The organism is Catalinimonas locisalis (genome assembly GCF_038039535.1).
Lineage (GTDB): Bacteria > Bacteroidota > Bacteroidia > Cytophagales > Cyclobacteriaceae > Catalinimonas.
Genome location: NZ_JBBPHP010000075.1, coordinates 1 through 13202, shown reverse-complemented (window position 1 = coordinate 13202; position 13202 = coordinate 1). Strand labels below are relative to the sequence as shown.

The 13202-nt window shown below is 41.6% G+C and carries 12 protein-coding genes; 1 reads left to right on the top strand and 11 read right to left on the bottom strand.

The annotated features are described in order from the left end of the window. Window positions 1–191: 191 nt before the first annotated feature. From WJR50_RS33315 to WJR50_RS33300, 4 genes are all read right to left on the bottom strand, one after another. Window positions 192–761: a DUF4136 domain-containing protein gene (locus tag WJR50_RS33315; protein ID WP_341297652.1), complete on the bottom strand. Its 570-nt coding sequence runs from the start codon at window positions 759–761 to the stop codon at window positions 192–194. A 262-nt stretch (window positions 762–1023) separates the two neighbouring features. After that, window positions 1024–1476, bottom strand: coding sequence for a PH domain-containing protein (locus WJR50_RS33310; RefSeq protein ID WP_341297651.1), 453 nt, complete (start codon window positions 1474–1476; stop codon window positions 1024–1026). A gap of 99 nt (window positions 1477–1575) precedes the next feature. Further along, window positions 1576–1854 (bottom strand): hypothetical protein, encoded by a 279-nt coding sequence (locus WJR50_RS33305; RefSeq protein ID WP_341297650.1) that lies wholly within the window; start codon window positions 1852–1854, stop codon window positions 1576–1578. A gap of 67 nt (window positions 1855–1921) precedes the next feature. Further along, the gene (locus tag WJR50_RS33300; RefSeq protein ID WP_341297649.1) at window positions 1922–2374 is read right to left on the bottom strand and encodes a GNAT family N-acetyltransferase; all 453 of its coding nucleotides are present in this window, start codon (window positions 2372–2374) and stop codon (window positions 1922–1924) included. A 242-nt stretch (window positions 2375–2616) separates the two neighbouring features. Here WJR50_RS33300 and WJR50_RS33295 point away from each other — a divergent pair, with 242 nt between their 5' ends. After that, window positions 2617–5838, top strand: coding sequence for a two-component regulator propeller domain-containing protein (locus WJR50_RS33295; protein ID WP_341297648.1), 3222 nt, complete (start codon window positions 2617–2619; stop codon window positions 5836–5838). A gap of 1 nt (window position 5839) precedes the next feature. Here the strand turns inward: WJR50_RS33295 and WJR50_RS33290 are convergent, their stop codons facing one another. The 7 genes from WJR50_RS33290 to WJR50_RS33260 form a co-directional block, all read right to left on the bottom strand. Beyond that, window positions 5840–6379 carry a flavodoxin gene (locus tag WJR50_RS33290; RefSeq protein ID WP_341297647.1) on the bottom strand — a complete coding sequence of 180 codons (540 nt, stop codon included), beginning with the start codon at window positions 6377–6379 and terminating at the stop codon, window positions 5840–5842. A gap of 312 nt (window positions 6380–6691) precedes the next feature. Then, window positions 6692–7006 carry a hypothetical protein gene (locus WJR50_RS33285; RefSeq protein ID WP_341297646.1) on the bottom strand — a complete coding sequence of 105 codons (315 nt, stop codon included), beginning with the start codon at window positions 7004–7006 and terminating at the stop codon, window positions 6692–6694. Beyond that, window positions 6999–8117, bottom strand: a complete 1119-nt coding sequence (locus tag WJR50_RS33280; RefSeq protein ID WP_341297645.1) for a PepSY-associated TM helix domain-containing protein — start codon at window positions 8115–8117, stop codon at window positions 6999–7001. The genes WJR50_RS33285 and WJR50_RS33280 overlap by 8 nt, the downstream gene beginning before the upstream one ends. Beyond that, a complete protein-coding gene (locus WJR50_RS33275) occupies window positions 8118–10568 on the bottom strand; it encodes a TonB-dependent siderophore receptor (protein ID WP_341297644.1) in 2451 nt (816 codons plus the stop codon). 128 nt (window positions 10569–10696) lie between these two features. Continuing rightward, window positions 10697–11203: a PAS domain-containing protein gene (locus tag WJR50_RS33270; protein WP_341297643.1), complete on the bottom strand. Its 507-nt coding sequence runs from the start codon at window positions 11201–11203 to the stop codon at window positions 10697–10699. A gap of 240 nt (window positions 11204–11443) precedes the next feature. Further along, window positions 11444–12061 carry an alpha/beta hydrolase gene (locus tag WJR50_RS33265; RefSeq protein WP_341297642.1) on the bottom strand — a complete coding sequence of 206 codons (618 nt, stop codon included), beginning with the start codon at window positions 12059–12061 and terminating at the stop codon, window positions 11444–11446. Window positions 12062–12175: 114 nt separating this feature from the next. Beyond that, complete coding sequence (locus tag WJR50_RS33260; RefSeq protein WP_341297641.1) at window positions 12176–13111, bottom strand: ring-cleaving dioxygenase; 936 nt, start codon at window positions 13109–13111, stop codon at window positions 12176–12178. Window positions 13112–13202 lie beyond the last annotated feature (91 nt).

The window sequence follows — 13202 nt, the reverse complement described above, 5'->3', positions numbered from 1 at the left end:
TTGTGTTAGAGATAACCGGAAATATGAAAAAAACTATATACCGGTGCTTGCTTAATCCATAGAAATCGCCCAGCGTGGAACACACGCCAGTTCAAACGGGATAAACCACTAGACATAAAAAAAGCCACAACCCATGGCTGCGGCTTTCCTTTACTGTAAATTATATTGCTCAGTCAAGCTAGTCTGACGGCTTACTTACCGTAAGCAGAATAATCAAATTCACTTAGTATTTCAGATACTGCTGATTTAATACTCTCTTCGTTTTTAGCGGTCTCGGTATTTAAAGCACCGGGAGCATATCCCTGCCAGGCTACTTTACCTGATTCTTTATCTGTAATATTGATGATCAGTGTTCCGGGACCTACGGTTACTGTTTCAGCATTATCTTCGGCACGTACCGTATCCAGTCCCATATATATGGTCTCGTAACCCGTATAGGTTTTAAAATCTGCTTCCTGTTCCAGCACCTGAAACCCAAGCAGCATATCCGCATCACTTTCAGATTGCGTATATCCTTTGGATTGCAGATTGGTGACAATCGCTTCTTTAATCATACTCCGGGTGCTTTCATTATTATAGATCAGTACTCCTTCCGGTCCTACAAAAGCTTTATCACTGGGAATATCCTCTATATCAGAAACCCAGTCAAAAGTACTATAACTTTTGAGGGCTGCGTCCAGATTTTGTACACTTTCTGCATCCTGCGCGAAAGCCGATGTTGAGAAAAATATCAGACTACAAATAATTGTTAACTTCTTCATGTTTCGTTTTTTAAGTTCAAAAAATAATTAATGATGCGACAGATACTCTGCCTGACCATCTTAAATGAGTACAAACAATATTGGTTAACCCCAACGGTTTTGAGGTTTATACCTTTTTTACCCATTACTTACTCTGATCAACAGATTGCTTAGGACATTGTTCACTTATTATACTTATTATAAAATAGTATTTTGACAAATGATTATTCGGCAGGACCTGTATAGACATAAAGTGCAATTATATGAAGGCTGAACTACTGTGCTATGCTTTAACATTGGCTCCCTGAGTGATCCTGATATCGCTTTTCAGTTCCAGCAATTTGTTGATGAATATATCATTGTTCTCCGGACTGATATAGATTTCGTCGTACTGATTGAATTTGATGATCAGCCCCTTACGGGCGGTAGCCGGCTTATAGAATCCCACCCACAGGGTAGTATCTCTGACCACCTCTCTGATCTGCTCAAGGGGGATTGTACCTCTTAAAGGACCACTTTTGTATTGGAAAGCTTGGGCATTCAGTTCGTAGCGGGTACCGAAATAAATCCAGAAAAGCAGCACCACTACTCCCAGGATCAGCAGATCTACCCAAAACAGTTTAAAAAAGCCAGCGGCAGTGTTGATATGGTAATATCCCATGCAGGCCAGGAGGAGAAGGCAGGTGCCCAAAATCACGCTGCTGAACAATGTGTCTTTTCTACTGCTGAATGTCATGAAATAGACTTTATCAATCAGAATGAAAATAAGCAGATGAATTTATTACTGTTTACCTCCCCCCGCTCATAGGGAGGTCTCACTTACAATTTTGATCGCTTATTCTTCGGTAAATCCTGCTTCCACTAATGTATCGTAATATTTTTTGTTCAACTTAGCTATTCTTGTCAGCTCATCTGAAGTTTCATAATATTTAGGCGTACTTTCTGCCATCATCTGAACAGTCTGCACAAACATTTTTTTCATAGCCGGATTGTCAAAGCCTGACTGATAAGTATCCGGAGCGTTGTTTTGATTTTGCTGCTCTTGATTTTGGGCTTGCACTTCTAAAAGGCCAAACAGGCAAAAAAGTAACACAGTTAGGAAAGCGTATTTCATGGTGATAGTATTGTGTATGAATAAAACTGAGCTGAAAATAGTAAAACCCATGAGGTAATCACAAAATTCACAATATTTTCTCAAAGCAAACGCTATTGTCCACATTGACATATTGGCCATAGTTAGGAATCTGTCGGTAGCCATTTTTTTCATACAGGCGGATGGCTTCCGGCTGTCTTTTGCCGGTTTCCAGTACGCAGCTCGTGTAGCCTAATTCTCCGGCCCATTTTTCCAGTTCGGCAAGGATAAGACTGGCCACTCCCTTTCCGCGGGCCGCTGGCAGGGTATACATACGTTTCACTTCCATAGCCTGGGGACTGTATGCTTTGATCGCTCCGCAGCCTACTGGCTGGCTCTTATCATAGGCCATCACTACGTACTTAATACTGCTGAGTGTATTGTACTGAGCATAAAAGTTATGTTCCTTTCCGTCTCTCCCGAGCAGTTCATTATCCAGCATTTTTACCAGACTGATGAAGTCCTGATCTTGAGCATTTTTTCTGAGGAGTGTAATCTTCATAAAAAGATAAATCAAGCTTTACATAATGTTAAAATCAAGACTATCCTAATGGACAAAATAAGTCAGATAGATACTTTATTGAGATACTATTTTGCAAGTAAAAATAGTGAGTACTTGTGAAATAAGTAATATTTTAAGTGCAACAAAATGGCAATCTGAGTTTGGAAAGTGCTTTTGTATCAGACTATGGTTGTTAATTGAATGGTTTTCTTATATTGAACCCCGAATATTTACCCTCGTATATGAAGCTTATTGTACTTACGCTTATCCTTTTTCCATTAAGTTTATGTGCGCAGATCAAATTTAATCATATTTCAGTAGAAGAGGGCTTAAGTCAATCCGCCATATATTCTTTCACCCAGGATACTCAGGGCTATCTGTGGATAGCTACCCGTGATGGCCTTAATCAGTACGATGGAGCCAACTTTCAGATATACCGTCATGCAGAGCGTGACTCCGGCAGTATCGCCAATAATATTATCTGGGCCGTATGTAATGACCCAGAGGGGGGTATCTGGGCCGCTACGGCCTCAGGAATAAGCTATTTTGACCCAATCCAGGAGAGGTTCTACAATTACTCTCCTCCCAATCTCAGGCAGGAGTTTCCTACAAGCAACCACTTACAACTTAAGGATGATCGCTTACTGATCGCTACCCAGGATGGGCTGTGGATATTTCATACATCCACTCAGGAGTGGACAAAACCTTCTCCTATGGATGAAACCGCAATCGCTTTTGCAGAAAGTTTAGCTGACAACAGCATTCTGCTAGGTACGAAGAAAGGCTTGTTTAAATATAGCGAAGCGGAGGATACACTAACTCCCCTACTCAGTGATACCCTCAAAGACTGCAAAGCCTTTTACCAGACTTCTCAGGATTTGCTTTTTGTTACCAAGACTGAGCTATTTGTTTTAGGGCAGGATCTATCCCTCAAAAAAGTGGTTCAATTTACTGAAAAGCCTATCTACTTCAATGTAGACATTACCGAGGATCAGGAAGGAAGAATCTGGATAAGTGGTGATGGCATTTACCTTCTAAACCCGGATTATAGCCTGCACAGGGTTTTACAAAACGATCGCTTTGACGAATATTCATTATCAACTGCTTACACTACCGATGTATACACCACTGATGATGGCACCGTCTGGGTAGGTACTAATGGACTGGGGATAGATAAGTACAACAAATACCTTTCTTCTATCACTACCATATCCTATAACCCTTACAATGCAAACTCGCTGAGTGATCACTATGCTTCTGGCATGTATGTAGAAGATGAGCTGTTGTATGCCGGAACCCGTAACACCGTAGACATTTTTGACTTTACCACCTACCCTCCCCAAAAATTAAGGGCAATTGACCTGTCAGAAATCAAAACCGGACTGGTCAATAAATTTCTTCGCTTAGGAGATGGCAAAATTCTTTTGGGTACAGAAGAAGGTTTGCTGGAACTGGATAAGACCGTGAAGATGAGAGTAGAGAGGTTTCGGATTTTTGATATGGCCTTGCTACCAGACGGCAAAGTACTGGTGGCTACTGCCTATGGAAACAAAGGGTTGCTTGTTTACAACCCTGAAGATTATACCTACAGACGCCTGCAATTACTTCCTGAAAATGAACCCTTAAGATGCATACTGGTAGAAAAGGACCAAATCTGGGTAGGGTCAGACCGAGTATTGTATAAAGTATCTCCTACTTTGGACAGCTACGAAGTAGTAGAGAAAAATGAAACACCCTATCCCACCCAGATCAAATGTATTTTCAAAGATTCACAGGGTGTGTTGTGGGTAGGAACCTGGGGTAATGGATTGTATAAATACGATGAGGAGAGGAAGGTCTTTGATTTGTTTAAACTGAATGAGCAGCTACCCAACAAGACAATTTACGGTATATTAGAAGACGACTCCAATAATTTATGGATGTCCACCAATAATGGACTCGTTTGCTACCAGAGGGAAAAAGAGCAGCTTATCCGTTTTTCCGCTGACCAGGGCCTGCAAAGCAATGAGTTTAATACCGGATCATATGTTAAATCAGGGAATGAAACAATGTTTTTCGGTGGGATTAATGGCATTAGCTATTTCTCTCCCCAGGACTTACTTACAGCACCAAATTCATCCAGGTTATTCATTACCAATGTTTGGATAAACCAGGCACGTCTGGAAAAATCAGACTGGGTCAACGAAAGCCTCTTACTTAAGCCTGATCAGCAAAACTTAAGAATAGAGTTTACCTCAGTATCTTTTAATACTTCGTCTGCCGTACGCTATCGCTACAAACTGGGAGCGCAGGAAGATTTCATTGACAATGGTAATATCAATCATATCAACTTAACCAATCTGAGTTCGGGAAAGTATGAGATCTTCATCAACTGCACTGATCCTTACGGAAGATGGAAAGAGGATATGGCTGTGCTGAGTTTTACTATACGTCCTCCTCTCTGGCAAAGAGCCTGGTTTCTCGCCAGCTTGTTATTGGGGTTGGTAGCTCTAGGCTTAGGATATAACCATCTGCGGGTACGCAACTACCGGAAAAAAAATGAAAAACTAGAACAGGCAGTTCAAGATAGAACTGTAAAAATCAGAGAACAAAACAATGAAATTCTGGCTCAAAACGAGGAGCTTCTGGCTCAGGGGAATTTACTATCAGAACAAAACAATCAGCTAGAAACACAAAGATCAGAACTGCTGGAACTGAAAAAATCACTGGAAAAAAGGGTTGAAGCAAGAACAGCAGACCTGAACCAGAAAAATGAAGAGTTACGGCAGCAGTATCAGCAGATGGAACAGTTTAGTTACATTACCAGCCACAATCTGAAAGGACCTGTCGCCAGTTTGAAAGGTTTACTTGGTTTATTGCCAGAGCAGGAGAATGATAAAGATAAGCTGATCATTGAGAATATTCACCAGAGTGTACTGAAACTAGACTCTATTATTAATGATTTGGCAGGTATCATGGAAATGCGAAAGAACAAAGATACCCTCAAAGCCATCAGTCTCACCCAGACTTTAAAACAGGTAGTCAGTGATTTGGCTGAAGAATGTCAGCAAAGAAAAGTTAAACTTATGGTAGTTCAGCCTTTACAGGAAGTGATCATCCTGGGAGTTAAGGCTTACTTATACAGTATTATTTATAATCTTATCCATAATGGAATAAAGTACCGAAAAGAAAAAGCAGAGCAAGATTATGTACATGTCAACTGTACACTGGTAGATAAAAGGGTAGTGATTGAAGTATCTGATAACGGAATTGGCATAGATATGCAGTATGCAGAAAAAAAGCTATTCCGACTATTTCAGCGGTTCAACAACAGGTATGAGGGTAAAGGCATCGGGCTTTACATGACTAAGATACAGGTAGAGGCAATGAAGGGCTCCATCTCCCTGAAAAGTAAAAAAGGAGAAGGCACCACTGTCTCAGTAAGCTTTCCTGTAGAAAAAATGATCACTCAAGAAGCTATTTAATTCAGGCTTGCTCACTACTCATAACCTCGGCAAATTCTTCTATGATCTGTTGCACCCATACTTCTACACGCTCTACGGTCATTTCCGGCTGGTTATCTTCGTCTATGGCTAAGCCTAAGAACCAGCCTTCCTGAAATTCTGCTTTGGAAACTTCAAAGTCATAACCGTCCGTAGGCCACACCCCAACAATTTGTCCGCCATTGTCATAGACTACATCTCCCAGAATACCTACACCGTCAATAAAGTATTCTGCGTAACCGATCTGGTCGCCCAACCCAAAAAAAGCTACTGTCTTGCCGTTAAAATCTATGGTTTTGAAATTTTCATAGAAGGCATCCCAGTCACTTTGCAGTTCACCATCATGCCAGGTAGACAGACCGATGATGATGCGCTGAAACGGGGCAAAATCTTCGGGTTTGGCCCGATTGATATCGTGTACTTCTATATTGGATGCTCCTACAAGTTCCTGAATCTGATTGGCTACCCCTTCGGTATAACCAGTGTCAGAACCATAGAATAAACCAATTTTTTCATTTGTCATGCTTATTATTGTTTTTCTTATTTAAAACTACTTTCGGTCTTTCTTTTTTCAGAACCACTTTTGGTCTCTCTGCTTTCGGATTTGACTGTACCAATCTATGGTTTTGAAATTTTCATAGAAGGCATCCCAGTCACTTTGCAGTTCACCATCATGCCAGGTAGACAGACCGATGATGATGCGCTGAAACGGGGCAAAATCTTCGGGTTTGGCCCGATTGATATCGTGTACTTCTATATTCCTACAAGTTCCTGAATCTGATTGGCTACCCCTTCGGTATAACCAGTGTCAGAACCATAGAATAAACCAATTTTATCATTTGTCATGCTTATTATTGTTTTTCTTATTTAAATCTACTTTCGGTCTTTCTTTTTTCAGAACCACTTTTGGTCTCTCTGCTTTCGGGTTTGCCTGTACCGATGCTTTGGTTTCCACCTGTTTTGCAGGTCTGACTTCCACTTTCATTTTGTAAACAAAAACATAATGTCCTAAGCCGTACAAAATGATACAAAAAAGACTGGCAAGCACGTAAACATGCCAGGGAGGCTGATAGTAAGTAGCAAAGTGCAGGTACATAAACACCAGACTCACCAGCAGTAAGAGTATATTGATGTATAACCATTTACCCATGTGTCAGCCTCCTTTCTTTCTGTAGTCTTGATTGTTTCATCCGCTTCTTCAGATATAACCAGGGGCCTGTTAATATGAGAGAAGAAAGGCCTAGCCCTAATACAAACCAGATCAGTTTGGTCAGCAAGCCACCCCAATAGCCAAAGTGCAGCGGGTCCGCAATGTCGTTGAGCCAGGTGATGGTGTTAATTTCTTCAGCCCTTTGCACCTTCATTACTTCATAAGTATAGGGGTTGATGTACACCCGATTGGCCCGGTAACGCACCAGGGGTACATCAGAAGTCCCTGACAAATACACTGCCTGCCGGGGATTGGCAGGTACCTGAATGCCTTTTACTTTCAAACCGGGTATGGTTTGCTGGGCAATAGCCACACAGCGATCATAGTCAATGCGGGCCGTGGTGTCATATTGAGCCAATGCAGCTTCAGGAATAGCAGGCCGTTCTTCATCCATATGTTCAGATACATTGGCCACATCAGCTCTTTCAATAAAATACCAGATGCCAGTAGCCGAGATCAGTATCATAAAGGGGATAGACCAGGCTCCTGTCAGCTTATGCAGACTGCTGTAAAAGACTCTGCTTCCTTTCCCGGTCTTGAGTACAAATAGTTTTTTATACCAGTCATGATAATAAAACATACCCGTCAGCAGGGAGATGAGGATGACGAAGCCAAAAAATAGCACAATAAAGTGCCCAATTTGATTGGGAATAAAAAGATAGTAATGCAGATCGCGAAAGAAGCGCTGAAAGGTCACATCGGCGCTACCCTGCACTTCGCCGGTATATGGGTTGGCAAAGGTATACTTCAGATCACCTTCCTGCACAACATAAATCAAATCCGTCAGATAGGGCTCTCGGGCTCGCTGCCAGTAGGTGATCTTTCCGCCAGGAAAAGCTTCTTCTATGTTGCTGACAATTTTATTCCAGGAAGCATATTCCTGAGAGGGCGTCGCTCTCATGTCAGGGTTGAACAGCCAGTCCATCTCATGACTCAGCACTGCCAATGTACCGGAAAAGCATACTACAAAAAGTAGTATGCTCAGCTTCATTCCCACCCAGCCGTGGATTTTGAATAAGGTATCTTTATTAAAAATCTTTTTACGCTTCATCTAAAATGTATAAGCTACATTTACCAAAAAGTTGCGAGGCGCTCCCGGATACAAACGAGTATAGCTGTATCCTCCTACCCAGTGAGTCTTGTCCAGCACATTATTTAAGTTAGCGGAAATCTTAAACTTATTCACTTCATAATAAATAGCTGCGTCAAAAACTGTGTAGCCTGGCAGCGTAAGTGTAGCATCAAAAGTTCTGCGCTCGGTTACAAAATTACCTCCCAGAGCAAATCCAACTCCCTGCAAATTTCCTTTGGCGATGGTATAGCGTGCCCAAAAACCACCCTGATGCTTGGGAGCGTTTTCCTTCACCAGACCGATCAGCTCTTCATTATCGCTTTCAGTAATCTCAGCGTCATTGAATGCATAGTTGGCAATGACAGAGAAGTTGGGCAGAATGTTGCCAATCACATCCAACTCAACGCCTTTGGCCACTTCCTGTCCGCGCTGCTCAAGCAGCTCAGGATTACCAGCATCATTGGCATTGACCAGAATATTGTTTTGCTCAATACGATAGACTGCCAGATTAGTAGTAAGCCGGTCATCAAACCATGTGCTTTTGGCACCCACTTCTATCATATCACTGGTAAGAGGATCAAATGGACCTCCAAAAATATCAGGACTACCAATCACCCCTGCACTCTGGGGCTGAAAGCCTTCCACATAGGTACCATATAGATTGACCTGAGGGGTAAGGGTATAGACAATGCCTACCCTGGGGATTAGCGCCTGCTGATCTACCTGCTCTTCATCATTCTGTTTGAAGTTCAGGTAATCCTGATAAAACTCCTGACGAAGTCCCAGCAGTAGCTGCACCTTTCTCCAGCTGATCTGATCCTGCACATAAATACCGTTAGAATAGTAGCGGGTGGGTGCTACGGGAGTGGAAGTAGTGAAATAGTTACTGGTATTCCCAATGGTATAGCTGGGATTGACCAGATCAAAGTGAGGCACATTGGGCACCGGATTTCCGTTGGCATCCAGCAGATACAGCTCTTTGTTAGCAGGATCATAATTATTGATCGCACCGGTATTGGAAGCATTTCTGTAACCACGGGCATTCTCAGAAGCCCCACCTACTGGCACAGATTGTTGAATAAAGTCATAACCAGCCAGCAATTTATGGGTTAGCTCACCGGTCATGAGATCAAAAGTTAAGTAGGTGGTAAGGTTATCATTATAACTTTTGCGTTCTCTGCGTATGGTCTGCATACCCATCAGGGTAGGAATCTGATTGCCTTCCCCATCTACTGCAAAGCTGTTAGAAGTACGATGCTCAAGCAGGTCTTCTTCATAGCCATACTTCAGATAAGAAGCATTGATGGATATGTTATTGGTCAGTTCATGGGTGACAGAGGTGGTCAGGTAAAAATTCTTTTCGTTGTGGAAATCATTGGCCTGACCGATCGCAAAAGATATAGGGGTAGAATTGAGGTCTGTACCCGCTGTAGCACCGAAAATGGGTTGTCCTCTGTCTAATTTTCCCAATGTTGCGCTGTACACAAAATCAAAATTGACGCGGGTTTTGTCATTGGGGAGAAAGGATACTGAAGGCGCTACCAGTACATCCGTTTTTCCCTGTAGGTCGCGGAAGGTCTCTGTACTTTGATAGGCTAAGTTCAGTCGATACAATAAACTTCCATCTTCATTCATAGGACCCGTAAAATCTGAGGCAGCCCTAAGGGTATTGAAACTTCCGGTAGAAAAACTTACCGACTTACGCGCCACATCCAATGGCTTTTTTGTTACCCTATTGATCGTTCCTCCCGGATCGGTATTGCCAAACAATGCTGAAGCAGGTCCCTTGATCACTTCTACCCTTTCCAGATTACTCACCAGCGGTGCATTCCAGAAACCACCGGAAACTCTTAATCCGTTGATCAGCTGGTTATCACCCATTCTGAAACCTCTCAGGGTAAAATCATCGTAACCCGAGAACTGGTTGACTCCACTGATATTTTTGACTGTTTCGCTGGTACGGAAAGCCTGCTGGTCCTGTATTACTTCTTTGGTGACATAGCTTACCGCCTGAGGTACATCCTTCAGGGCAGTCGCAGTTTTGGAGGCTACAAAGGAAACTTCGTTTTGATAAGAAGTCTCTTTTCGCCCGATGATCTCTACCTCTTGTAGTTGGGTAGAACTTGAAGGGAGGGTGAAGTTGACTTCAAGGGTTTGGCCGGCAGTAAGCTGAATCTGCCGGGACTTTTTTTCATAGCCTACAGAAGTGGAAATGATGGTATAGTTGCCAGGAGCAACATTATTGATACTAAATTCACCTTGCGCATCGGTAGTGGCTCCGTACGAAGTTCCGGAAAGTCCAACATTGACTGCTTCCAGCGGTTGACCTGATTGTGCATCATACACTTTGCCACGGATTTGAGTATTGTGCTGGGCTATAGCCAAGTGACAAAGTATAAAAAGGATTAGGGAGAGTATATATTGCTTCATCAAACTTTATTTAGACTTATTTAAAATAAAGTTCAAAGGTATAAGGTACTTCCTCTTTTGTCAATTGCTTAAACTAGTATTTATAACTAGCTAGTAATAGTTAGTAAAGGAGGCGATAGTGCGGTATTTTATTGCTCTACTAGATCTGTCTCTCTCTCTAAAGCCAGAAAATGGGTAAGACAATTTTTATAATTAAAGAGTGGATGAATCTCTACATGGCAAAGGTATTCTTCTCCGTTTTTGCGATAGTTGATAATCTCTGCGGAGAAGGGTTTTTTCTCAGCCAAATTTTTCCTGATAAGCTGTTTAGTTTGTAGAGATGTATTTTTTCCCTGAAGAAAAACAGGACGTCTTCCCAAAGCAAAGTTAGCTGGATAGCCTGTCATTTGTGCAAAGCCATCGTTGACCCAACGAATTATTTGTTGCGTATCAGTCACCACCAATGCTTCGTAGGGCATAGCCAATAAGGGCTCTAACTCAGTTCGCCAGTGAAATTGCTGATGCAGCTTTTCCAGAGAGCGCAAATCATCATTTTTTCGGGCTTCACTTTTTCTTTCTGATAAAAACATTGAATATACATCCCAGCAAAGTATAGGAGATAATACTTTTTCGGGTACATTTTTGCTAGCACTCATTTCTTTATATTTTCTACAAACCGATTAATTCTACATTGATGTAGCTATGACTTTATTTAATAAATACAATTAGGCAGAATTGTTCAATATACTATGCTGATTTTAGAAAAGTTATATATTTTCTGTAAAAAAATGCAGGCATAGATGTGCTGATACGTTAGCATCCACTAATACCTGCATTTCACTTATCACTTAAAAAATTTAGCTGACTAAAACTTCACATTGACGAAAGCCTTAGGTTTATACAAATATTAATTTATTCACCAAGTCTATTTCCTGCTGGCTGATGGTGTGGCCCCGATCTTTGTAAACTTTTACAGTTACATCCGCATTCATATTCTTCAAAATTTCAGCAGAAGCATGTACTCTCTCTACAGGTATGTGCGGATCAGGATCACTGCTTCCGACAAATACTGGTGCTTGTTCAAAATTTCCCTGGTAATTTTCTGTATAAAGCTTATCTCCTATCAGTCCACCGGTGAAAGCCACTATACCTCCGTACTTTTTCGCATTACGTGCAGCATATTCAAGACTAAGGCATGCTCCCTGTGAGAAGCCCGCAAAATAAATATCTTCTGAGTCAAACCCCTTTGTACTCAGATCCTGCTCAATCTCGGATAACCATTGTAATGCTGAAGACAAACCGGGTTCATTTTGGACAGGCGGCATCAAAAAGGAATAAGGATACCAGGTATGATTGCTTGCCTGTGGAGCTAATAGGGCAAAACTATCTACTTTCAGATAAGATGAAAGGGAAAGAATATCATCCGCTGACCCACCTCTCCCATGGATCATGACCAATACTTTGTCAGCTTCTGCTAATTTTTTTCCTGCTTTTACAATTTTATCTCCATGCATAATATTCTTATTTTAAGGTTTCAAAAATCTGTTTTGATCAAAGCTGAGGTGGATACCTGCTGAGAAAATTTATTTCTTAGTGATAACCACCTTTTCTATATTTTACCTTAACTGTTAGTCAAGTTTAGGTAATCTTGCTTCAATCTCGGCTCTGCGTGCTTCATATTGTGGTGGTAAAAGTAAACCTGAACCCAACTGATCCAATGGTTCATCCACTCCAAAGCCAGGATTATCGGTGGCAATCTCAAAGAGAACACCGCCTGGCTCACGGAAGTAAAGCGAATAGAAGTAATTTCGGTCAATTTTTTGGGTGATATGCAGGCCTTTTTCTACTACCCTTTCACGAAGCTTCATTTGGGCTTCTTCATCTTTTACCCTGAAAGCAACATGATGATTAGTGCCAGATCCACCCAGCCCACTTGGTTCATTAGGTGATTCTATCAAATCCACAATGGCTGCATGCTCTACTGCATCTGTTACATAGCGGTACAGGTTGTCTTCCTGCTCCTGCAGTTGGTAATCAAATATATCAGTGAGTACCCTTGCAGTAGCATGCACATTTTGTAAGCTTAGACTTACCCCATGAAAACCACGAATCGCTACCTCAGCACCTATCTCTTCTGTAACCCATGGCTTACGTTTATCTTCATTTTTGGAAATGACCAGTTCAATCTGTAAACCATCGGGGTCTTCAAAAACAATAATAGGCTCACCAAACTTTTCAGCAGGTGAATTGTATGAGACATTATATTTTTCAAAACGTTGTACCCAGAAATCAAAACTTCCTTCAGGTACAGCATAAGCAATGCGCGTAGCCATACCACTTCCATTTCTACCTTTCCGACTTCCTTCGTAAGGAAAAAAAGTTAGTATAGTACCAGCGTGACCGATTTCATCACCGTAATAGAGGTGATAAGTACCGGGATCATCAAAGTTTACAGTTTTTTTGAGTAACCGTAAGCCGAGTACTTTGGTGTAAAAATCCAGATTACTTTTGGCTGAAGCGGCGATTGCTGTGATGTGGTGCAAACCCAAGATTCTATCTTCCATGGCTTTAATAATTTATATTTTGGTGGTGTTTTAAAAAGTATGATGCTCTAAATAATTGACAGCCAGAGACATTAGCGGTAGATTAGTATGT